The following is a 20079-nucleotide window of genomic DNA, read 5'->3' as shown; positions in this document are numbered from 1 at the left end:
CCGGCCCGCCGCCGGGACTCCGCCGCCGCCCCGGCGGAGAGGGTGCCCGCACCTGCTTACGGCCCCTTTGACAGGGCCTAGACTCGCGTGCGTACAGATGCGTACAGAACAGAAGTGACCCATGGGGCACCCGGACCGAGGGGCGGACGTGCGGGAACCGACCGTTGTCGCGGCCGACGCGGCGGACTACTTCCAGACGTACTCCGCCGTCGGCCTGCTCGCCGTCGTCGGCGTGCTCTTCGTCGCCGTGGCGTTCGGCGCCGGACGGCTGCTGCGGCCCGTCGTGCCGACGCCCGAGAAGCTCCTCACGTACGAGTGCGGCGTCGATCCCGTGGGGGAGGGCTGGGCGCACACCCAGGTCCGCTACTACGTGTACGCCTTCCTCTACGTGATCTTCGCCGTCGACTCGATCTTCCTCTTCCCCTGGGCGACGGTCTTCGCCGCGCCCGGCTACGGCGCCACGACCCTGGCCGAGATGTTCGTCTTCCTCGGCTTCCTGGCCGTGGGGCTGCTCTACGCGTACAAGAAGGGCGTCCTGGCATGGACGTAACACCCGGAACCGGCCCCGTGCCCCTCCCCGCCCCGAAGCTGGGCACGCTCGCCCGGCTGGCCCCCGAGCCGATGAAGGTGGTCCTCAACTGGGGCCGCCGCTACAGCCTGTGGGTCTTCAACTTCGGCCTCGCCTGCTGCGCGATCGAGTTCATCGCCGCGTCGATGGCCCGGCACGACTTCATCCGGCTCGGCGTGATCCCCTTCGCGCCCGGCCCGCGCCAGGCCGACCTGATGATCGTCTCGGGCACGGTGACGGACAAGATGGCACCGGCCGTGAAGCGCCTGTACGAGCAGATGCCCGAGCCGAAGTACGTCATCTCCTTCGGCGCCTGCTCCAACTGCGGCGGCCCGTACTGGGACTCGTACGCGGTGACGAAGGGCGTCGACCAGATCATCCCGGTGGACGTGTACGTACCGGGCTGCCCGCCCCGGCCCGAGGCGCTGCTCCAGGGCATCCTCAAACTCCAGGAGAAGATCGCCCGGGAGAACCTGGCGGAGCGGTACGCGACCGCGGCACCGCCGCAGGCGTCGGTGGCCGAGCTGACGAGCCCCCTGACTCCCCCGCCGGGAGGCACGGCATGAGCACGCACGCGCACGCGTACGACTCCCTCCCGGACTCCGTGACGGAGGTCTTCGGCGCGGAGGCGACGGCGGAACGGGCGTACGACCTGCTGACGGTCGACGTCCCGCCGTCCTCCTGGATCGCGGCCCTGACCACGGCCCGCACCACGCTGGGCTGCACCTACTTCGACTGGCTGAGCGCGGTGGACGAGCCGGGCACGGGCTTCCGGGTCTGCGCGCACGTGGTGGCCCTCGGCGGGGGCCGCCCGCGCCGCCTCCTCGTCCGCACGACGGTCCCGCACTCCGCGCCCGTCCTCCCCACGGCGGTGGAGGTGTACGCGGGCGCGGGCTGGCACGAGCGCGAGACCCACGAGATGTTCGGCGTGGACTTCACGGGCCACCCGAACCTGGTCCCGCTGCTCCTCCCCGAGAACTTCGAGGGCCACCCGCTGCGCAAGGACTTCGTCCTCGCGGCCCGGGTGGCCAAGGCGTGGCCGGGCGCGAAGGAGCCGGGCGAGTCCCACGACGGCGGCCCCAAGCGCCGCCAGATGCTTCCCCCGGGCGTCCCGGACCCCAACGAGTGGGGCCCCCTCAAGGGCCTGCTCCCCCCGGCTCCGGCCCGCGCCGAACGCCCGGCGCGCCGCACCCGCACGGCGTCGGAGGGGACGGCGTCCCAGGACCCGGCGGCGGCCCCGGTGCGCCGTTCCCGTTCGGTGTCGGAGGGCTCGGCGAGCCAGGCGGCGGGGGAGGCGGCGGCTCCGGTGCGCCGTTCCCGCCCGGCGGCCGACGGATCGGCGAGCCGGGTCGCGGGGACGCCGGACGCTCCGGCGGGTCCCGCGCCCGAGACGGCCCGCCCGCCGCGTCGCAACCGTTCCGCGTCGGAGGGTTCCGCGAGTCAGGCGCCGGTGTCCCCGGACGCCGCCGCCGCGCCCCCGGCGGCCCGCCCGCCGCGTCGCAACCGCTCCGCGTCGGAGGGTTCGGCGAGTCAGGCGTCCCAGGAACCGACGCGTGCGGAACCGGCGCCCTCGGAGCCGGCGCGTACGGAACCCGCGTCCTCGCGGCCGGTCCCTCCGGCTTCCCGGCGCCCCCGCAGCGCGGACGCCCCCTGGCACCACGCCCGTCCGGCCTTCGACGAGGAACCGGCTCCCGAGGCCGGTACCGATGCCGGTGCCGCTCCCGAGGCCGGCACTGCTCCTGGGGCCGGTACCGGCACCGCTCCCGAGGCCGGTACGGCTCCGGAAGCCGACACGGCCCCCGAGCCCGACGCCCCGGGGCCGGACGCCCCCACCCCCGACGCCCCCACCCCCGACGCCCCGGGGCCCGACGTCCCCGAGCCCGACGCCCCGGGACCGGACACCCCCGCCCCCGACGCTCCCCGTCCCGAAGAAGAACCGCCGACCGACCCCACCCACCCCGCCGGAGGCGATCCCGCGTGAACGACGTACTCGACGTCGCCCTCCGGCTGCTCGTCGTCTTCGCCGTCTTCCTCGTGCTGCCCCTCGTCGTCGGACAGGCCGAGCACAAGGTCATGGCCCACATGCAGGGCCGCCTCGGCCCCATGTACGCCGGCGGTTTCCACGGCTGGGCCCAGCTCGTCGCGGACGGCGTGAAGTTCGCGCAGAAGGAGGACGTGGTCCCCAAGGACGCCGACCGGCGGGTCTTCCAGCTCGCGCCGGCCGTCGCCCTCCTCCCGTACCTCCTCGTCCTCGTCGCGATCCCGATCGGCCCGGGCGAGGGGGCCGTCGGCCTGGTCGTCGACGCCGGCGTCTTCTTCGTGCTCGCCGTCATGGGCGTCGGCGTCCTCGGCAGCCTCATGGCCGGCTGGGCGTCCGCGAACAAGTTCTCGCTGCTCGGCGGTCTGCGGACGGCCGCCCAGCTCCTCGCGTACGAGCTGCCGATGCTGCTCGCCGCCGCCTCCGTCGCGATGGCCGCCGGCACCGTCTCCCTCCCCGGCATCCTGAACGCCTTCGAGTGGTGGTGGGTGCCCTGGCAGATCACCGGCGCGCTCGTCTTCTTCGTGGCCGGCCTCGCGGAGCTCCAGCGGCCGCCGTTCGACATGCCGGTCGCGGACTCGGAGATCATCTTCGGCGCGTACACCGAGTACACCGGCCTCCGTTTCGCGCTCTTCCTGCTCGCGGAGTACGCGGGCATCGTCGTCCTCTGCGGCCTCACCACCGTCCTCTTCCTCGGCGGCTGGCACGGCCCCCTCGGCGCCGACGGCCTCGGCTGGGTCTGGACCCTCCTGAAGACCGCCGTCCTCGCCTTCGTCGTCATCTGGCTCCGGGTCAGCTACCCGCGCCTGCGCGAGGACCAGCTCCAGAAGCTCGCCTGGACGGCGCTCGTCCCGCTCGCCCTCGCGCAGATCGCGCTCACCGGCATCGTGAAGGTGGCGATCCAGTAACCATGCCCCCTCTTCTCCCGCCCTCCCGGCCCGGCATTCCCGGCTCCGGCCTCGCCAAGGGCCTCGCCGTCACCCTCCGCACGATGACGCGGAAGACCGTCACCGCGCAGTACCCGGACGCGCAGCCCGAACTCCCGCCCCGCACCCGGGGCGTCATCGGCCTGTTCGAGGAGAACTGCACGGTCTGCATGCTCTGCGCGCGCGAGTGCCCCGACTGGTGCATCTACATCGACTCCCACAAGGAGACCGTGCCGCCCGCCGCCCCCGGCGGCCGCGAGCGCAGCCGGAACGTCCTCGACCGGTTCGCCATCGACTTCGCCCTCTGCATGTACTGCGGCATCTGCATCGAGGTGTGCCCCTTCGACGCGCTGTTCTGGTCGCCCGAGTTCGAGTACGCGGAGACCGACATCCACGAGCTGACGCACGAGCGCGACAAGCTCCGCGCGTGGATGTGGACGGTCCCGGAACCGCCCGCGCTCGACCCGCGCGCGGAGGAACCGAAGGAGATCGCCGCCGCGCGCAAGGCGGCGGAGAAGGCGGCGGCAGCGGCCGCCGAGGGGGAGCAGCGGTGATCCTGACAGCAGCGCGGGCGGCCCAGCAGGCCGCCCAGGGGAACGGCTTCCTCTCGCCCACCGGCGTCGAGATCGCCTTCCTCCTCGTCGGCCTCGTCACCCTCGGGGCCGCCGTCGTCACCGTCACCACCCGCCAACTGGTGCACGCCGCCCTCTGGCTGGTCGTGGCCCTCGGCGGGCTCGCCGTCGAGTACCTGCTCCTGACCGCCGAGTTCATCGCCTGGGTCCAGGTCCTGATCTACGTCGGTTCCGTCGTCGTCCTCCTCCTCTTCGGCCTCATGCTCACCAAGGCCCCCATCGGCCGCTCCCCGGACACCGACTCCGGCAACCGGCCGGTCGCCCTCGCCGTCGCCGCGACCGCCGCGGCCGCGCTCGTCTGGGTCGTCGTGGACGCGTTCCGCACGACCTGGATCGACCTGGACGGTGCCGTCCAGGGCTCCACCGAGGTCACCGGCTCGGTCCTCTTCCGGCACTGGGTCCTGCCCTTCGAGGCGCTGTCGGTGCTGCTGCTCGCCGCGCTGGTCGGCGCGATCGTCCTCTCCCGCAAGAAGGACACCGGGAAGACCGCGACGAAGGACGGAGCCGCGCGCTGATGCACCTCGCCTACCCCGCCGTCCTCGCCGCCCTCCTCTTCTGCACCGGCCTCTACGGCGTCCTCGCCCGCCGCAACGCGATCCTGGTCCTGATGTCCGTCGAGCTGATGCTCAACGCCGTCAACCTCAACCTGGTCGCCTTCGACGTCTGGCTCCGCGACGCCCTCCACGCCGGCCAGGCCCTCACCCTCTTCACCATCGCCGTCGCCGCCGCGGAGATCGGCATCGGCCTCGCGATCGTCCTGATGGTCCACCGCAACCGCGGCACCGCGGACGTCGACCGCCTCCGCGACACGGCGGAGCACGCGGACCAGGACCAGGACACGGCCCCGCACGCGGGCCCGCACGACGAGAAGGCCGAGGCCGCCGCGTGACCACCACCACCCTCGCCGTCCTCGTCCCCCTCCTGCCCTTCCTCGGCTCCGCCGCCGGACTCCTCCTCGGCCGCGCCGCGCCCGGCTTCGTCCGCCCGCTCGCCGTCCTCCCGACCCTCGCCGCCGCCGCCCTGGCCGTCCTCGTGGCGGTCCGCCAGGGCGGCGGGAGGGCGATCGACGCCGCCACCCCGCTCACCCCCACCGGCTCGGTCCCGATCGACCTGGCCCTGCACGTCGACGGCTTCGCCGCCCTCGTCGCCGTCCTCGTCGGCGTGGTCGCGACCTGCGTGCAGATCTACTCGACCGGCTACCTCCGCGAGGACCCCCGCTACCCCTCGTACGCCGCGCTCGTCTCCCTCTTCACCGCCGCGATGCTCCTCGTCGTCTACTCCGGCGACCTGATGGTGCTCCTGGTCGGCTGGGAGGTCATGGGCATCTGCTCGTACTTCCTCGTCGGCCACTACTGGGAGACCCCCGAGGCCCGGTCCGCCTCCCTCAAGGCGTTCCTCGTCACCAAACTCGGCGACGTCCCCTTCCTCATCGGGCTCTTCGCGCTCGCCACCGACGCCGGCACCTTCCGGATCACCGGCGTCCTCGGCGCCGTCGCGACCGGCGGCCTCGACCACCCCACCGTGATCGCGCTGCTGCTGCTCGCCGGCGTCGCGGGCAAGTCCGCCCAGTTCCCGCTGCACACCTGGCTCCCGGACGCCATGGCCGGCCCCACCCCCGTCTCCGCGCTCATCCACGCCGCGACGATGGTCGCCGCCGGCATCTACCTCACGGCCCGGCTGCTGCCCGTCTTCGCCGCCTCCGCCGCCGCGATGACCGTCCTCGCCGCGATGGCCGCGATCACCATGGTCGGCTCGGCGCTCGCCGCGCTCGCCCAGGACGACATCAAGCGGGTCCTCGCCTACTCGACGATCGGCCAGCTCGGCTACATGGCCGGCGCCCTCGCCGTCGGCGACCGGGGGGCCGCCGTCTTCCACCTCCTCTCGCACGCCGCCTTCAAGGCGCTCCTCTTCCTCGCCGCCGGCGTGGTCATCCACGCCGCCGGCACGAACTCGCTCACCGCCATGTCCCGGGTGAGCGGCCTCGCCCGGCGGGTCCCGGACGCGTACTGGACGATGACCGTCGCCCTCCTCGCGCTCGCCGCGATCCCGCCCTTCGCCGGCTTCTTCTCCAAGGAGGCCGTCCTGGTGGCCGCCGAGCACACCGCGCTCGGCGACCGGACCGCCGCTCCCGCCGGGGCCGGCTGGACCGTCCTCGTCGCGGGCCTCCTGACCGCCCTGCTCACCGCCGCCTACGCGCTCCGCCTCTGGCTGCGGACCTTCCGGGGCCGGGGCGCCCCCGCCCCCCGCCACACCCGTCAGCCGATCGCCATGACGAGCGTCCTGTGGGTCCTCGCGGTCCCCTCCCTCGGCTTCGGCCTGGCCGTCCGGTACCTCCCCGACTGGTTCGACGGGCACGGGCTGACCCCGACCCCCACCACCGCCGTCCTCGGCACCGGTCTCGCCGTCGCCGGAGCCGCCGTCACCTACGCGGTCTGGCGCACGCTCGCCGTCCGGGCCCCCGCCGTCCCCGCCCCGCACGTCGCCCACCCGGACGCCGACGCGGGCCTGGTCGAGGCCGAGGCGCTGCACCTGCCGCACCCCGCCGAGGACCCGGCCGACCCCGGCCGCGCCCTCCTCGGGCCGCTGTACCGGCCGGCCGCCGACGGCTTCCACCTGGACGCCGTTCACCGGGCCGCCTTCGTCCGTCCCGTCCTCGCCGCCGCCTCCCTGGTCCGCTTCCTGGACCGCGAGGTCGTCGAGACGTACGTCCGGGGCGCCGCGGGCTCCGCCAGGGGCCTGGGGTGGCTCGTCCGCCGCGCCCAGACCGGCAACGTCCAGACCTACCTGAGCGCCCTGCTCGCCGGCTCCGTCGTCCTGGCGATCGTCGCCGTCGCCCTCGCCAACGCCGCCGGAGCGTGAGCCGTGATCGACATCAGTGAATCCGCGATGCAGTTCCTCCTCCTGCTGGTCGTCGCCGGCCCGCTGGCCGGCGCCGCCGCCGCTTTCCTCCCCGCCCCGCCCGGACTGCGCGGGAAGTCACCCGACCAGGCCGTCCTGCGCCACGGCGTCACCGTCACCGGCGTGATCCTGCTCGCCGCGATCGTCCTCGCGGCCGGCTTCGACCACGACCACCCGTCGACGGTGCAGGCCACGACGGACGTCAGCTGGATCAAGGCACTGGGCGTGCGCGTCCACCTCGGTGTCGACGGCATCTCGCTGCCCCTCCTGGTCCTGACCGCGCTCCTGAGCTTCCTCTGCGCCCTGTACAGCTACTTCACGATGCCGGACGGGCCCTCTCCCCGGGCCTTCGTCGCCCTGCTCCTCGTCCTGGAGTCCGGCACCCTCGCCACCTTCGCCGTCCTCGACCTCGTCCTCTTCTTCCTGGCCTTCGAGACGGTCCTCGTCCCGATGTACTTCCTCATCGCCCGCTGGGGCGGCGAGGGCAGGCGCGCCGCCGCCACGAAGTTCGTCCTCTACACGCTCCTCGGCTCCGTCGTCATGCTGCTCGGACTCCTCCTCGTCGGCGTGAAGGCGGGCACGTTCGACATGGTGGCGCTCGCCACGGACAACAGCCGTGGACTGAGCACGTCCGTGCAGGTCACCGCCGTTCTCGCGATCGGGATCGGGCTCGCGGTGAAGACCCCGATGTGGCCCCTGCACAGCTGGCTCCCGGACGCCCACACCGCCGCCCCGACCGTCGGCTCCGTCCTCCTCGCCGGCGTCCTGCTCAAGATGGGCACCTACGGCTTCGTCCGGATCGTCCTGCCGATCGCCCCCGACGGCATGCGGACCTTCGCCCCGTACCTCGCCGCCTTCGCCGTCGCCGGGATCATCTACGGATCGCTCGCCTGCCTCGCCCTCGCGAGGCCCGGCAACAAGGGCGACCTCAAGCGCCTCATCGCGTACTCCTCCGTCGGCCACATGGGCTTCGTGCTCCTCGGCATCGCCACCATGACCCCCACCGGCGTCAACGGCGCCCTCTTCGCCAACATCGCCCACGGCCTCGTCACCGGACTGCTCTTCTTCCTGGCCGGCGCGATCAAGGACCGGTACGGCACCGCCGACCTCGACACCCTCGCCGGCGCCACCGGAGCCGCCCTCTACGGCCGCGCCCCGCGCCTCGGCGCCCTCCTCGCCTTCGCCGCCGTCGCCTCCCTCGGCCTGCCCGGCCTCGCCGGCTTCTGGGGCGAGATGCTCGCCCTCTTCGGCTCCTTCGACCCGGCCCCGGGCCTCAGCCGCCCCGCCTTCCTCACCTTCACGGCGATCGGCGCCCTCGGCACCCTGCTCACCGCCGCCTACCTCCTGATCGTCGTCCGCCGCGTCTGCATGGGCGGCCCCCGCCCCGCCGGGGAGACGGCGATCGCCGACGTCCAGGGGTACGAGTTCGCCGCCTGGACCCCGCTCGTCGCCCTCACCGTCCTCGCCGGACTCTGGCCCGCCGTCCTCCTCGGCCTCACCGACCCGGCCGTCCAGAAGCTCCTCGCCGGAGGCACCCAGTGACGTCGCCGCTCGTCCAGTCCGTCGACTGGCTCACGATCGCGCCCCCGACCCTCACCGCCGCGGTCGCGCTCGCCGTCCTCGTCGCCGACCTCTTCGTCCCCGAGGAGCGCAAGCGGTTCCTGGGCCTAACCGCGACCGCCGGCCTCGCCGCCGCCCTCGCCCTCCTCCTGCCGCTGCGGTCCGGCGACCGCTCCACCTTCTGCCTCACCCCCGACACGCGGGTCGAGGCGTGCAGCTACACCGCCGACCACTTCACCCTCGTCGTCCAGCTCCTCGTCCTCGGCGGCGCGCTCCTCACCGCGCTGCTCTCCCTGGACGCGACCCGCGAGAGGCTCCCGGCCGGCGAGTACTGGTTCCTGCTGCTCTCCTCGGCCGCCGGCGCGGCCCTGCTGCCCGCCTCCCGGGACCTCGCCACCCTCGTCGTCGCCCTGGAGGTGGCCTCCCTGCCCGCCTTCGCGCTCGTCGGCCTCAAGCGCGGCGACCGCATGTCCGGCGAGGCCGCCCTCAAGTTCTTCCTCTCCTCCGTCACCGCGACCGCCGTCACCCTGCTCGGCGCGAGCTTCGTGTACGCGGCGACCGGCACCCTCCACCTCACGGAGATCGCCCACCGCCTCGGTGACGTCCCCGGGCAGCTCCAGACCCTCGCCGAGGCGGGCGTCGCCCTCACCCTCGTCGGCTTCGCCTTCAAGACGGCCGCCGTGCCCTTCCACTTCTGGGTCCCCGACACCTACGTCGGCGCCCCGCTGCCCGTCGCCGCCTACCTCTCCGTGGTCGGCAAGGCCGTCGGCTTCACCGGGCTGATCCTGGTGACGGTCGTCGCCTTCCCGTCGTACGCGGACGTGTGGGGCCCGGCGCTCGCCGTCCTCGCCGCGCTCACCATGACCGCCGGGAACGTCGCGGCCCTCCGCCAGGCCACCACGCGCGCGTGGAGCGCGGTCCGGCTCCTCGCCTGGTCCTCCGTCGCCCAGGCCGGCTACCTCCTGGTGCCGATCGCCGCCGCCGCGTACTCCAGCGACGACCAGATCGGCGCCACCGTCGCGTACGCCCTGATGTACGCCGTCGTGAACCTCGGCGCCTTCGCGGTCGTCGTGCTCGTCGCGCGCGGGCGGCCCCGGAACCGGATCGAGGACTACCGGGGCCTGTACGCCACGCGCCCCGCGGCGGCCCTCGCGCTCGGGTTCTTCCTCCTGAACCTGGCCGGTCTGCCCCCGGGCCTCATCGGCCTCTTCGCCAAGGTGACCGTCTTCTCGTCGGCCGTCGACGCGGGCCTGGGCTGGCTGGCCGTGGTCATGGCGCTCAACGTCGTGATCGCGCTGTACTACTACCTGCGCTGGACGGCCCTGCTCTTCCGCACCCCGGAAGAAGCGCCGGAGGGATCACCGGCGGAGTCGCCCGCAGCGGCGTCGACGGGTACACCCGCGGGGGCATCGGCGGAGGTGCCGGCAGCGGTGCCGGAGGAGGCCGCCGCGCTCCGGGGGACCCCCGCGCCGATCGTCCTGGCGATCGCGCTGGCCGTCGTCGCCGGAGCCGTCCTGTCGGCCTACCCGCAGTTCGCGCTCCGCTTCGCGACCACACCCTTGTTCTGAACACGCCCGCTGTTCCGAACACGCCCGCTGTTCCGAACGCACCCGCACAGAGAGCCATCGAGGAGCAGGACCCCGTGCTGACCGGATTCAAGGACTTCGTACTCCGAGGCAACGTCGTCTCGATGGCCATCGGCCTGGCCGTGGGATCGGCCTTCACCTCCGTGGTCACCGGCTTCAGCAAGGCGTTCATCACCCCGCTCATCGGCCTCGCCACCGGCTCCGTCGGCAACTTCAACGACGCGACGTTCAGCGTCGGCAGGACCGTCTTCCCCTACGGCCTGGCCATTTCCGCGACCATCGCCTTCGTCATCACCGCCGTCGTCCTCTACTTCCTCATCCTGGTCCCCATGACGAAGATCCAGCTCAGGTTCGCCCGGCAGGAGGCCGCCGACCCCAAGGCGGAGAAGCGCGACTGCCCGCGCTGCTACACGGAGATCCCGGCCATCGCCTCCCGCTGCGCCCACTGCACCAGCGAGGTCGAGCCCGTCGCCACCCTCCCGGAGAAGCCGGAGAAGACAGAGGTCCCGGCGCCCCGCCGCACCCTGGCCCGCCCCGGCCGGTCGGCCTGACCCGGCCCCGTACCCGCGACCCGGCAGCGACCGCCGGTCCGGCCCGGACCACCCGAACGGCCCACGGCCGGCCCCGGCGCGGCCGGGGAACCCGGGCCCCCCGCCTGGCGTTGACCAGTACGGGAGGGTCCACTGGACGTGGGGGTCCCTCCCGGACGAAATCCGGGGGAGGACCACCGCGAAGAGAAGGGTTCCCCTGCCGCACCACCTGGAGGGCGTACCGTGCACCGCCGGCACAACGGGCTGAGGACCGCCGTACTCCTCGGAGGGCTCTCGGCCCTCATCATCGTCATCGGCAGCTTCTTCGGCCGTACGGGGCTGCTCGTCGCGCTCGTCGTGGCGCTCGGCAGCAACGCGTACGCGTACTGGAACAGCGACAAGCTGGCGCTGCGGGCCATGCGCGCCCGCCCGGTCAGCGAGTTCGAGGCGCCCGCGCTCTACCGGATGGTGCGCGAGCTCTCCACGCAGGCGCGCCGGCCCATGCCCCGGCTCTACATCTCGCCGACCCGGGCGCCCAACGCCTTCGCGACCGGCCGCAACCCGCGCAACGCCGCCGTGTGCTGCACCGAGGGCATCCTCGCCCTGCTGGACGAGCGGGAGCTGCGCGGAGTCATCGGCCACGAACTGAGCCACGTCTACAACCGGGACATCCTCATCTCCTCGGTCGCGGGCGCGCTCGCCTCCGTGATCATGTTCCTGGTCAACTTCGCCTGGCTGATCCCGGTCGGCCGCTCCAACGACGACGAGGGCCCCGGACTGCTCGGCATGCTGCTGATCATGATCCTCGGCCCGATCGCCGCCTCGGTCATCCAGCTCGCCGTCTCCCGCTCCCGCGAGTACGAGGCCGACGCCTCCGGCGCCCAGCTCACCGGCGACCCGCTCGCCCTGGCGGGCGCCCTGCGGAAGCTGGAGGCGGGCACCAAGCAGCTCCCGCTGCCGCCCGAGCCCCGGATCGAGACCGCGAGCCACATGATGATCGCGAACCCGTTCCGTCCCGGCCGGGGCCTCTCCCGGATGTTCTCCACCCACCCGCCGATGGCCGAGCGCATCGCCCGGCTCGAAGAGATGGCAGGCCGACGCCCGTGAAAACGATCCTGAACGTCATATGGCTGGTCCTGTGCGGCTTCTGGATGTTCCTCGGCTACCTGCTCGCGGGCGTCCTGCTCTGCGTCACGGTCATCGGCATCCCCTTCGGGCTCGCCGCCTTCCGCATCGGGGTCTACGCCCTGTGGCCCTTCGGCAAGACGGTCGTCGACCGCCGCGACGCGGGCGCCCCCTCCTGCGTGGGCAACGTCCTGTGGCTGGTCCTCGCCGGCTGGTGGCTGGCGCTCGGCCACATCACCACCGGCATCGCCCTCTGCCTCACGATCATCGGCATCCCGCTCGGCATCGCGAACTTCAAGCTGATCCCGGTCTCGCTGCTGCCCCTGGGCAAGGAGATCGTCTCCACGGACCGCGCCACGGGCGTCCACGTCCCCCAGGGGTACCAGGGGCAGTAGGGGCATCAGGGGAGCCCCGTCTCCCGCAGCGTGATGTTCAACCGCCCCTTCAGGCCGAGTCCGGGCTCGGCGGTCCCGGGAAAGACCCGGGGCACCCCGTGGTGCGCCCACCGCGACGGACCGCCGAAGACGAACAGGTCCCCGGAGGCCAGCTCGACGTCCCGGTAGGGCCGCCCCCGGTTCTCCCCGTTCCCGAAGCGGAACACGCACCGGTCCCCGAGGCTCAGCGACACCACCGGCGCCCCGGAGCGCTCCTCCCGGTCCTGGTGCATCCCCATGTGCGCCCCGGGCGCGTAGAAGTTCACCAGGGCGGTGTCCGGCGCGAAGCCGCCGTGCTCCCCGTAGGCGTCGGCGACGGCCTCCCGCCCGAGCGCGACCAGCCAGTCCGGCAGCGGAACCCCCACGGCGTCGAGGTACCGGTACGGCACCCACCGCCGCCCCAGGCACAGCGACCGCACCGACATGACGCCCCCGCCCGGCAGCACGGTGTGCCGGTACGGGAGGGGGCCGCGCCCCCACTCCCGGCAGGCGTCCACCAGCTCCCGCCGCCGCCCGGGCGGCAGCCACCCGGGCACGTGCACGGCACCGGGCGCCACCTCGGTCCGCTCGCGCGGAAACAGCCCCTCGCTCACACGAGGACCCCCTCCAGGCCCAGCAGCCGCTCCTTGCGGTCGAGCCCGGCCGCGTACCCGCGCAGGGCCCCGTCGGCCCCGATCACCCGGTGACAGGGCCGCACCACGAGCAGCGGGTTGCGCCCGATCGCGGTGCCCACGGCCCGCACCCCGGCGCCGGGGGACCCGACCCGCCGGGCGATCTCCCCGTACGAGACGGTCGTCCCGTACGGGATCTCCTCCAGGGCCGCCCAGACGCGCCGCTGGAACTCCGTACCGCTCGCGGCGTACGGGAGGTCGAACCGGTCCCGTTCACCGGCGAAGTACTCGCGCAACTGCCCGGCGGCCTCCTCGAAGGCGCCGGGCGCGCGCGTCCAGCCGTCCCCGACCACGACGGCGCCCTTCTGCCCCGGCAGGGACAGCGAGCGCAACACGGTACGGCCCCCGGGGACGAGCTGCCCGACGAGCAGCATCTTGCCCAGGGGGCCGTCGACGTACGCGTACACGGTCATGACTGGTTCCTCTCCCCGTACGGGTCTTCCACGACCCAGTGTGCGGGGCCGCCGAACCGGAGGCTGGCGGGATTCGGACACAGCCCTCGACGTCTAGCGGTAGTTCACGAACTGGATCGCGAAGTCGAAGTCCTTGCCCTTGAGGAGCGCCTGCACGGCCTGGAGGTCGTCCCGGCTCTTCGAGCTGACCCGCAGCTCGTCGCCCTGCACCTGGGCCTTGACGCCCTTGGGGCCCTCGTCCCGGATGGTCTTCGCGACCTTCTTGGCGTTCTCCTGCGAGATGCCCTCGGTGACCGACGCGAAGAGCTTGTACTCCTTGCCGGACAGCTGCGGCTCGCCCTCGACGTCCAGCGACTTGAGCGAGATCCCGCGCTTGATCAGCTTGGACTGGAAGATGTCGAGGATCGCCAGGACGCGCTCCTCGCCGTTCGCCTGCATGAGGATCTTCTCGCCCGACCAGGAGATCGAGGCGTTGGTTCCCTTGAAGTCGTAGCGCTGCGAGATCTCCTTGACGGCCTGGTTGAGGGCGTTGTCGACCTCCTGCCGCTCGACCTTGGAGACGATGTCGAAACTGGAGTCGGCCATGACTCGTGGCTCCTTGCTCGGATGCTGTGGGGTACAGCGCAAAGCCTAGGGGGTGAGTCAGGGCCCGAACCGCTGATCAACCCGGTGGCGGACCACCCCCGGGGATCGGGTATTGTTTACGTCGTTGCCAGGGAGAAACGCCGGAAGGCGGGTCCGACGGGCGACGATCCCATGGCGGTGTGCCCGAGTGGCCAATGGGAGCGGACTGTAAATCCGTCGGCTTAGCCTACCCAGGTTCGAATCCTGGCGCCGCCACGCGATGTCGAAGGTCCCCGGTGTTCGCACCGGGGACCTTCTTCGTTCTTCCCTCTCCGGTCCTGCGGCTCCCGCCGGGGTCAGTTCCCGGCCACCGTCCGCACCGCGACCGCGACCGGGACCGGCCCCGTGACCAGTTCCAGGGTGAGGCCGGCGGTCGCCGGGGTCTCCAGGAGTTCCGCGAGGACCGCGGCCACGTCGTCCCGGGGGACCTGACCCCGGCCGGTGCGGGCCTCCAGGCGGACCAGGCCCGTGCCCGCGTCGTCCGTGAGGGCGCCGGGGCGCAGGATCGTCCAGTCCAGGGCCGTACGGGAGCGGATCTCGTCGTCCGCCGCGCCCTTGGCCCGCAGGTACGCGTCGAAGACCCCGTCGCCCGGGTGCGACGCGTCCGCGCCCATCGAGGAGACGACGACGTACCGCCGCACCCCCGCCAGCTCCGCCGCGTCCGCCAGGAGCACCGCGGCCCCCCGGTCCACCGTCTCCTTGCGGTCCGCGCCGCTCCCCGCGCCCGCGCCCGCGGCGAAGACGGTCGCGTCGGCGCCCCGCAGGACGTCCGCGACCTCCTCGGCCGACGCCGACTCCAGGTCCAGGACGACGGGCTCGGCACCCGCCTCCCGCAGGTCGTCCGCCTGTTCCGGCCGGCGGACGATCCCCGCCGGTTCGTGTCCGCCCGCCGAGAGCAGCCTCTCCAGGCGCAGGGCGATCTGTCCGTGTCCTCCAGCGATGACGATGCGCATACTCACGACCGTACGACGGGACCGGCCGGAGGGCTTCCCGGTCCGGACGGCCGCCCCGGGCGCGCCTGCCGCGGCAGGCCGGGCGCCGCCGCCGAGTCGCAGTACTCCCGCACCGCGCTCGTCCGCGCCACCACCCGCCCCCGGTGCACCACGATCCGGCTGTACGCGAGGGACAGCACGCCCGCGAGACGCGTGCCCCGCACCGCCAGCAGCTCCGCCGGGAAGCCCGCCTCCACCCGTACCTCCGGCAGCCCGAGCACCGCCCGCGCCCCCGCGCCCACCGCCCCGTACGCCTCCCCCGGGGAGAAGCCGCCCAGGGAGGCGAGGAGGTACGCCGCCTCCAGCGGGTCCCCGCGCCCCACCGGGTTGGCCGCGTCCCGCAGCGCCCCGCTCCCGGCCGCGAGCCGCACCCCGGCCGACCGCAACAGCCGCGCCGGCGCCCCGCCCCGCGTCCCCGCCCCCGCGCAGCCGCCCTGCGGCAGGCACACCACCGCCACCCCGGCCGCCGCCAGCCGGTCCGCCGCCCGGCCCGCCACCTCGGGAGGGAGCCGCCCGAGCCCCGCGCACGGCCCGACCGTCACCCCGGCCCGCAACCCCCCGGCCATCGCCGCGAACCGGGTGAGCCACGCCGGATCGTCCCCGTCGGTGTGCAGGTCCACCGGTACGCCGTGTTCCGCCGCCACCTCCAGGACCGCCTCCGCGTACCCCACCGGGTCCGGATCGAGGTCCGGACGGCCGCCGACCGCGTCCGCGCCCGTCCGCACCGCGTCCCGCAGCAGCGCGCGCCCGTCCGCGCCCGCCGCCCCGGTGAGCGGACCGGGCACGGCGACGGTGGTCAGCTCGCAGAGCCCGCGCAGCGAACGCCGGGCCCCGAGCACCCCTTCCAGGGGGCCGAGCCCGTGGGCGCCCCCGATCCCCACGTGCGCGCGGAGCGCGGTCGCGCCGTGCCCGAGCTGGAGCAGCGCGGCCTCCGTGGCCCGGCGCCGCACCTCGTCGGAGGCGTACGAGAGGGGGCCGGGGGAGTCGGCGGAGAGCGCGGTGTCGGCGTGGGCGTGGGGCTCCGCCGGGGCGGGCAGCAGCAGATAGCCGCTGAGGTCGACCCGGGCGCCCGGACCGGCGGGGGCGAGGCTGCCGGCGGTGCCGACCGCCTCGATCCGCCCGCCGGCGAGCCGTACGTCCACGGTCCGCCCGTCCGTGAGGCGCGCGTGCGAGAGCAGGAGCGGGACCGGGCCGCCGGGGGCTCCGGGCCCCTCCCCGGGCGGCGGGGACTGCTTGCTGTCGGCCGGCATCGGGCTCCTCGGCGCTCCTCGGCATCAAGATCACGCGGCGTGGGCCGAGCCTAGGGGCGCCCGGAACGGCCTTCGCGGAGAAGCGCGACGGACGTCCCGATGAGGGCACGTGTGGCGTACGGGACGCCTGGTGGGGGCACCCGGGCGGGCCCGGGGAAACGGATTTGGGGGATGGGCCGGGGAGCGTGTAATGTCTTCCTCGCTCGCCCCAATAGCTCAGTCGGTAGAGCGTCTCCATGGTAAGGAGAAGGTCTACGGTTCGATTCCGTATTGGGGCTCTGGTGAGAAGGACCCGTCTTCGGACGGGCTCCGGATCATCAAAGCGGTGTAGCTCAGTCGGTAGAGCAAGCGGCTCATAATCGCTGTGTCACCGGTTCAAGTCCGGTCACCGCTACACACGGTAGCCGATTGTGGGGTCGGTCCTTCGATCGGCTACCCTTTTATGCGTTCACCCGTCCCACCGTCCGTCCAAGGAGCACTCACGTGGCTGCCACCGACGTCCGCCCGAAGATCACGCTGGCCTGCGTGGAGTGCAAGGAGCGGAACTACATCACCAAGAAGAACCGGCGTAACAACCCGGACCGTCTTGAGATGAAGAAGCACTGCCCCCGCTGCAACTCGCACACCGCGCACCGCGAGACGCGCTGATTCAGGCTCGTACACGAGGCCGTCCCCACCAGGGGGCGGCCTCGTGTCGTTTGTCCACCGTGGTTTCATCGGCAACAGTTCCAGAGATCCAGCAGGAGGTAGCGAGTCCATGGCGCTCGACCAGTCCTTCGTGGGCCGGACCTATCCGCCCACCCCGCCCTACGAGGTCGGCCGCGAGAAGATCCGCGAATTCGCCGAGGCGATCGGGGACGCCAACCCCGCCTACACCGACCAGGAGGCGGCGAAGGCGCTGGGCCACCCCGACGTGATCGCCCCGCCCACCTTCGTGTTCGCCATCACGTTCAAGGCGGCCGGACAGGTCGTCGAGGACCCGCAGCTCGGCCTCGACTACAGCCGGGTCGTGCACGGTGACCAGAAGTTCGCGTACACCCGCCCCGTACGGGCCGGGGACCGGCTCTCGGTCACCTCGACCATCGAGGGGATCAAGTCCCTCGCCGGCAACGACGTCCTGGACATCCGCGGCGAGGTCCACGACGAGACCGGCGAGCACGTCGTGACCGCCTGGACCAAGCTCGTCTCCCGCGCGCCCGAGGGGGTCTGACCATGACCGCGAAGATCGCCTACGACGAGGTCGAGGTCGGCACCGAGCTGCCCGCGCAGACCTTCCCCGTGACCCGCGCCGACCTCGTCCGGTACGCCGGGGCCTCCGGGGACTTCAACCCCATCCACTGGAACGAGAAGTTCGCGGTCGGGGTCGGCCTTCCCGACGTCATCGCCCACGGCATGTTCACCATGGCCGAGGCGATCCGCGTCGTCACCGACTGGGCCGGCGACCCCGCCGCCGTCGTCGAGTACGGCGTCCGCTTCACCAAGCCGGTCGTTGTCCCCAACGACGACACCGGCGCGCTGATCGAGGTCGGCGCCAAGGTGGCCGCCAAGCTGGACGACGGCCTGGTGCGGGTGGACCTCACCGCGACCAGTGCCGGCCAGAAGGTGCTGGGGATGAGCCGGGCCGTGGTGCGGCTCGCCTGAAAAGTGCGTACGAGAGCCCCGGTGCCCGACGGCGCCGGGGTTTCCACTTTTCTACTGTGGCAGTGGAAAAACGTACTCTTAGGCCCGTGCAGCTCCTCAACGACGCCCCCCTCGCCCCCCTCACCACCTTCCGTCTCGGCGGTCCCGCCACCCGTCTCGTCACCGCCACCACCGACGACGAGGTGGTCGCGGCCGTCCGCGAGGCCGACGACGCCGGGACGCCGCTGCTGATCATCGGCGGCGGTTCCAACCTGGTCATCGGGGACAAGGGTTTCGACGGCACCGCGCTCCGGATCGCCACCACCGGCTTCTCCCTCGACGGGACCCGTCTGGAGCTGGCCGCCGGAGAGGTCTGGACGGACGCCGTCGCGCGGACCGTCGAGGCCGGGCTCGCCGGGATCGAGTGCCTGGCCGGCATCCCCGGTTCGGCCGGTGCCACCCCGATCCAGAACGTCGGCGCGTACGGGCAGGACGTCTCCGCCACCGTCACCGAGGTCGTCGCGTACGACAGGACCGCGCGCGAGACGGTCACGCTCACCAACGCCGAGTGCGCCTTCTCGTACCGGCACAGCCTCTTCAAGGAGCACCCCGAGCGGTACGTCGTGCTGCGGGTCCGCTTCGGCCTGGAGGACGCCGGCGGGCTCTCCGCACCGGTCAAGTACGCCGAGACCGCCCGCGCCCTCGGCGTCGGGGTCGGCGACCGCGTCCCGGCCGGCCGGGCCCGCGAGACCGTCCTGAAGCTGCGCGCGGGCAAGGGCATGGTCCTGGACCCGGAGGACCACGACACCTGGTCGGCCGGCTCCTTCTTCACCAACCCGGTCCTCACGGCGGACGAGTACGAGGCGTTCCTCGCGCGCGTGGCCGAGCGGCTCGGCGCGGACGTCGCCCCGCCGGCCTTCCCCGCCGGCGAGGGCTTCAAGACCTCGGCGGCCTGGCTGATCGACAAGGCGGGGTTCACCAAGGGGTACGGCTCCGGGCCCGCCCGGATCTCCACCAAGCACACCCTCGCCCTCACCAACCGGGGCGGGGCGACCACCGAGGACCTGCTGGCCCTCGCCCGCGAGGTCGTCGCGGGCGTGCGCGAGGCGTTCGGGATCACCCTCGTCAACGAACCGGTGACGGTGGGCGTCACCCTCTGACGCGCGACCGGCCCACCGCCGGTCGTGACGCCTCCGGCGCGTGTTCCGGGAGTTCCGCCCGCCCGGCGCGACCCGCGCTCCCCGCCGGGCGGACCGCCTCCGCCGGCCGGTGGCGGGACGCGTCGTTCACCGGGCGGACGCGGTCATGCCCCCTTGTTCAGCAGCTCCACCAGGACGGAGGAGCTGTCCGCGGCGTGGCCGGCGTCCATGCCGCGGCGGAAGAGCTCGACGACCGCGCCCGGAAGCGTGGTGTCGACCCCCGCGTCGGCGTTGGTGTGCAGGACGTGCTCGACGCTCGCCATCCCCATGGCGAGGCGGTCCACGTCGCCGGTGTGCAGGCCGGCGTCGACGCGCTCGGCGTAGAAGGAGAAGAACCCCGCCAGTGAGTTCGCGGTCTCCACGGCGTGCGGAAGGATGTCCGCCGCCTTCATGCCGTTGGCGTTGGCGAGGGCGACGGCCTGCCAGTAGCTCACTATGGAGGACCAGAACATGACCATGCCGATCTGGTACATGAGCGCGGCGAGCCCGGGGTCCTCTCCCCGGTGGTCGGTCCGCCCCGTGACGACTTCGAGGGCGGGCCGGTGCCGGTCGAAGACCTCGCGCGGGCCGCTGTAGAAGGTCGACGACTCGGCCCGGCCGATCCCGGAGGGCGGCACGGTGACGCCGCCGGTCAGCTGGACGGCGCCCCGCTCGGCCGCCCAGTGGGCCGCGGCCCGGGCCCTCTCGGGCGTGTCCGAACTGAGGTTCACCAGCACCCGTCCGGTCAGCGCGGCCTCGGCGGGCCCGAGCGTGGCGTACACGGCGTCGTAGTCCGTGAGGCTGAGGATCACCAGCTCGTTGGCCGCGAGGGCCCCCTCCACGTCCGGTGCGAGCGTCGCCCCGCGTGCGACCGCGGCGTCCGCGCGGGAGGCGGTGCGGTTCCAGACGGTGACGTCGTAGCCGTGGTCGAGGAAGGCGCCGGCCATGGCCTGCCCCATGGGGCCGAGGCCGATGACGGTGACCGATTTCTTGTTGCTCATGACGGGATCTCCACTCCTCGCTAAAACGAGCGC

General features: G+C 73.2%; 23 protein-coding genes and 3 tRNA genes. 20 read left to right on the top strand and 6 right to left on the bottom strand.

Annotated elements, in window-relative coordinates; translation table 11 throughout:
- The first annotated feature begins 121 nt into the window (after window positions 1–121).
- The 13 genes from ACFYZY_RS00780 (at window position 122) to ACFYZY_RS00720 (ending at window position 12258) form a co-directional block, all read left to right on the top strand.
- On the top strand, window positions 122–550 hold the full coding sequence (locus ACFYZY_RS00780; protein ID WP_388688140.1) for an NADH-quinone oxidoreductase subunit A: 429 nt from the start codon (window positions 122–124) through the stop codon (window positions 548–550).
- On the top strand, window positions 541–1134 hold the full coding sequence (locus tag ACFYZY_RS00775) for an NADH-quinone oxidoreductase subunit B (RefSeq protein ID WP_388688137.1): 594 nt from the start codon (window positions 541–543) through the stop codon (window positions 1132–1134). The genes ACFYZY_RS00780 and ACFYZY_RS00775 overlap by 10 nt, the downstream gene beginning before the upstream one ends.
- Window positions 1131–2549: an NADH-quinone oxidoreductase subunit C gene (locus tag ACFYZY_RS00770; RefSeq protein ID WP_388688134.1), complete on the top strand. Its 1419-nt coding sequence runs from the start codon at window positions 1131–1133 to the stop codon at window positions 2547–2549. Before ACFYZY_RS00775 ends, ACFYZY_RS00770 begins: the two co-directional genes overlap by 4 nt.
- Window positions 2546–3514 carry an NADH-quinone oxidoreductase subunit H gene (locus ACFYZY_RS00765; protein ID WP_388688131.1) on the top strand — a complete coding sequence of 323 codons (969 nt, stop codon included), beginning with the start codon at window positions 2546–2548 and terminating at the stop codon, window positions 3512–3514. The genes ACFYZY_RS00770 and ACFYZY_RS00765 overlap by 4 nt, the downstream gene beginning before the upstream one ends.
- Window positions 3515–3516: 2 nt before the next feature.
- The gene (locus tag ACFYZY_RS00760; protein ID WP_388688128.1) at window positions 3517–4086 is read left to right on the top strand and encodes a NuoI/complex I 23 kDa subunit family protein; all 570 of its coding nucleotides are present in this window, start codon (window positions 3517–3519) and stop codon (window positions 4084–4086) included.
- Window positions 4083–4679 carry an NADH-quinone oxidoreductase subunit J gene (locus tag ACFYZY_RS00755; RefSeq protein WP_388688125.1) on the top strand — a complete coding sequence of 199 codons (597 nt, stop codon included), beginning with the start codon at window positions 4083–4085 and terminating at the stop codon, window positions 4677–4679. Before ACFYZY_RS00760 ends, ACFYZY_RS00755 begins: the two co-directional genes overlap by 4 nt.
- Window positions 4679–5053 (top strand): NADH-quinone oxidoreductase subunit NuoK, encoded by a 375-nt coding sequence (gene nuoK, locus ACFYZY_RS00750; RefSeq protein ID WP_388688122.1) that lies wholly within the window; start codon window positions 4679–4681, stop codon window positions 5051–5053. The genes ACFYZY_RS00755 and nuoK overlap by 1 nt, the downstream gene beginning before the upstream one ends.
- Entirely contained in the window at window positions 5050–7023 is a 1974-nt protein-coding gene (locus ACFYZY_RS00745) for an NADH-quinone oxidoreductase subunit L (RefSeq protein ID WP_388688119.1), read from the top strand. Before nuoK ends, ACFYZY_RS00745 begins: the two co-directional genes overlap by 4 nt.
- A 27-nt stretch (window positions 7024–7050) precedes the next feature.
- Window positions 7051–8604, top strand: a complete 1554-nt coding sequence (locus tag ACFYZY_RS00740; protein WP_388688771.1) for a NuoM family protein — start codon at window positions 7051–7053, stop codon at window positions 8602–8604.
- On the top strand, window positions 8601–10190 hold the full coding sequence (locus ACFYZY_RS00735; RefSeq protein WP_388688116.1) for an NADH-quinone oxidoreductase subunit N: 1590 nt from the start codon (window positions 8601–8603) through the stop codon (window positions 10188–10190). The genes ACFYZY_RS00740 and ACFYZY_RS00735 overlap by 4 nt, the downstream gene beginning before the upstream one ends.
- Before the next feature lie 74 nt (window positions 10191–10264).
- Window positions 10265–10759, top strand: coding sequence for an MscL family protein (locus ACFYZY_RS00730; RefSeq protein WP_388688113.1), 495 nt, complete (start codon window positions 10265–10267; stop codon window positions 10757–10759).
- Window positions 10760–10981: 222 nt separating this feature from the next.
- Window positions 10982–11845, top strand: a complete 864-nt coding sequence (gene htpX, locus ACFYZY_RS00725) for a zinc metalloprotease HtpX (protein ID WP_388688111.1) — start codon at window positions 10982–10984, stop codon at window positions 11843–11845.
- Window positions 11842–12258 (top strand): YccF domain-containing protein, encoded by a 417-nt coding sequence (locus ACFYZY_RS00720; protein ID WP_388688108.1) that lies wholly within the window; start codon window positions 11842–11844, stop codon window positions 12256–12258. The genes htpX and ACFYZY_RS00720 overlap by 4 nt, the downstream gene beginning before the upstream one ends.
- 5 nt (window positions 12259–12263) lie before the next feature.
- Here the strand turns inward: ACFYZY_RS00720 and ACFYZY_RS00715 are convergent, their stop codons facing one another.
- The 3 genes from ACFYZY_RS00715 to ACFYZY_RS00705 form a co-directional block, all read right to left on the bottom strand.
- Window positions 12264–12890: an alpha-ketoglutarate-dependent dioxygenase AlkB family protein gene (locus ACFYZY_RS00715; RefSeq protein ID WP_388688105.1), complete on the bottom strand. Its 627-nt coding sequence runs from the start codon at window positions 12888–12890 to the stop codon at window positions 12264–12266.
- Entirely contained in the window at window positions 12887–13381 is a 495-nt protein-coding gene (locus tag ACFYZY_RS00710; RefSeq protein ID WP_388688102.1) for a methylated-DNA--[protein]-cysteine S-methyltransferase, read from the bottom strand. The genes ACFYZY_RS00715 and ACFYZY_RS00710 overlap by 4 nt, the downstream gene beginning before the upstream one ends.
- 93 nt (window positions 13382–13474) lie before the next feature.
- Window positions 13475–13966, bottom strand: coding sequence for a YajQ family cyclic di-GMP-binding protein (locus ACFYZY_RS00705; protein WP_388688099.1), 492 nt, complete (start codon window positions 13964–13966; stop codon window positions 13475–13477).
- Between the two features lie 173 nt (window positions 13967–14139).
- On the opposite strand from ACFYZY_RS00705, the gene ACFYZY_RS00700 reads away from it, so the two are divergent.
- Window positions 14140–14221 (top strand) — tRNA-Tyr (locus tag ACFYZY_RS00700).
- Between the two features lie 80 nt (window positions 14222–14301).
- On the opposite strand, the gene ACFYZY_RS00695 is transcribed toward ACFYZY_RS00700, so the two are convergent.
- Both ACFYZY_RS00695 and ACFYZY_RS00690 read right to left on the bottom strand, forming a co-directional pair.
- Complete coding sequence (locus ACFYZY_RS00695; RefSeq protein WP_388688096.1) at window positions 14302–14958, bottom strand: SDR family oxidoreductase; 657 nt, start codon at window positions 14956–14958, stop codon at window positions 14302–14304.
- A 2-nt stretch (window positions 14959–14960) separates the two neighbouring features.
- Window positions 14961–16247, bottom strand: coding sequence for an amidohydrolase family protein (locus ACFYZY_RS00690; protein ID WP_388688093.1), 1287 nt, complete (start codon window positions 16245–16247; stop codon window positions 14961–14963).
- A 205-nt stretch (window positions 16248–16452) separates the two neighbouring features.
- On the opposite strand from ACFYZY_RS00690, the gene ACFYZY_RS00685 reads away from it, so the two are divergent.
- The 6 genes from ACFYZY_RS00685 (at window position 16453) to ACFYZY_RS00660 (ending at window position 19027) form a co-directional block, all read left to right on the top strand.
- A tRNA-Thr gene (locus tag ACFYZY_RS00685) sits at window positions 16453–16525 on the top strand.
- A 43-nt stretch (window positions 16526–16568) separates the two neighbouring features.
- Window positions 16569–16641, top strand: a tRNA-Met gene (locus ACFYZY_RS00680).
- An 89-nt stretch (window positions 16642–16730) separates the two neighbouring features.
- Entirely contained in the window at window positions 16731–16895 is a 165-nt protein-coding gene (gene rpmG, locus ACFYZY_RS00675; RefSeq protein WP_003956487.1) for a 50S ribosomal protein L33, read from the top strand.
- Between the two features lie 109 nt (window positions 16896–17004).
- A complete protein-coding gene (locus ACFYZY_RS00670; protein WP_388688090.1) occupies window positions 17005–17457 on the top strand; it encodes a MaoC family dehydratase N-terminal domain-containing protein in 453 nt (150 codons plus the stop codon).
- A gap of 2 nt (window positions 17458–17459) precedes the next feature.
- Window positions 17460–17888 (top strand): MaoC family dehydratase, encoded by a 429-nt coding sequence (locus tag ACFYZY_RS00665; RefSeq protein ID WP_388688087.1) that lies wholly within the window; start codon window positions 17460–17462, stop codon window positions 17886–17888.
- Window positions 17889–17950: 62 nt separating this feature from the next.
- On the top strand, window positions 17951–19027 hold the full coding sequence (locus tag ACFYZY_RS00660; RefSeq protein WP_388688084.1) for a UDP-N-acetylmuramate dehydrogenase: 1077 nt from the start codon (window positions 17951–17953) through the stop codon (window positions 19025–19027).
- Window positions 19028–19170: 143 nt separating this feature from the next.
- On the opposite strand, the gene ACFYZY_RS00655 is transcribed toward ACFYZY_RS00660, so the two are convergent.
- Window positions 19171–20046, bottom strand: a complete 876-nt coding sequence (locus ACFYZY_RS00655) for an NAD(P)-dependent oxidoreductase (RefSeq protein ID WP_388688081.1) — start codon at window positions 20044–20046, stop codon at window positions 19171–19173.
- Window positions 20047–20079 lie beyond the last annotated feature (33 nt).

The sequence above is a fragment of the Streptomyces sp. NPDC001744 genome, assembly GCF_042892575.1.
GTDB lineage: Bacteria > Actinomycetota > Actinomycetes > Streptomycetales > Streptomycetaceae > Streptomyces.
This window is presented reverse-complemented; position numbering and strand designations above follow the sequence as displayed.

Bases quoted from the DNA above. Each gene is read 5' to 3' on its own strand.
- ACFYZY_RS00740 (WP_388688771.1), top strand. From the start codon at position 7,051: ATGCAGTTCCTCCTCCTGCTGGTCGTCGCCGGCCCGCTGGCCGGCGCC.
- nuoK (WP_388688122.1), top strand. From the start codon at position 4,679: ATGCACCTCGCCTACCCCGCCGTCCTCGCCGCCCTCCTCTTCTGCACC.
- ACFYZY_RS00705 (WP_388688099.1), bottom strand. From the start codon at position 13,966: ATGGCCGACTCCAGTTTCGACATCGTCTCCAAGGTCGAGCGGCAGGAG.
- ACFYZY_RS00690 (WP_388688093.1), bottom strand. From the start codon at position 16,247: ATGCCGGCCGACAGCAAGCAGTCCCCGCCGCCCGGGGAGGGGCCCGGA.
- ACFYZY_RS00770 (WP_388688134.1), top strand. From the start codon at position 1,131: ATGAGCACGCACGCGCACGCGTACGACTCCCTCCCGGACTCCGTGACG.
- ACFYZY_RS00670 (WP_388688090.1), top strand. From the start codon at position 17,005: ATGGCGCTCGACCAGTCCTTCGTGGGCCGGACCTATCCGCCCACCCCG.
- ACFYZY_RS00695 (WP_388688096.1), bottom strand. From the start codon at position 14,958: ATGCGCATCGTCATCGCTGGAGGACACGGACAGATCGCCCTGCGCCTG.
- ACFYZY_RS00655 (WP_388688081.1), bottom strand. From the start codon at position 20,046: ATGAGCAACAAGAAATCGGTCACCGTCATCGGCCTCGGCCCCATGGGG.
- ACFYZY_RS00710 (WP_388688102.1), bottom strand. From the start codon at position 13,381: ATGACCGTGTACGCGTACGTCGACGGCCCCCTGGGCAAGATGCTGCTC.
- ACFYZY_RS00780 (WP_388688140.1), top strand. From the start codon at position 122: ATGGGGCACCCGGACCGAGGGGCGGACGTGCGGGAACCGACCGTTGTC.
- ACFYZY_RS00760 (WP_388688128.1), top strand. From the start codon at position 3,517: ATGCCCCCTCTTCTCCCGCCCTCCCGGCCCGGCATTCCCGGCTCCGGC.
- ACFYZY_RS00665 (WP_388688087.1), top strand. From the start codon at position 17,460: ATGACCGCGAAGATCGCCTACGACGAGGTCGAGGTCGGCACCGAGCTG.
- ACFYZY_RS00775 (WP_388688137.1), top strand. From the start codon at position 541: ATGGACGTAACACCCGGAACCGGCCCCGTGCCCCTCCCCGCCCCGAAG.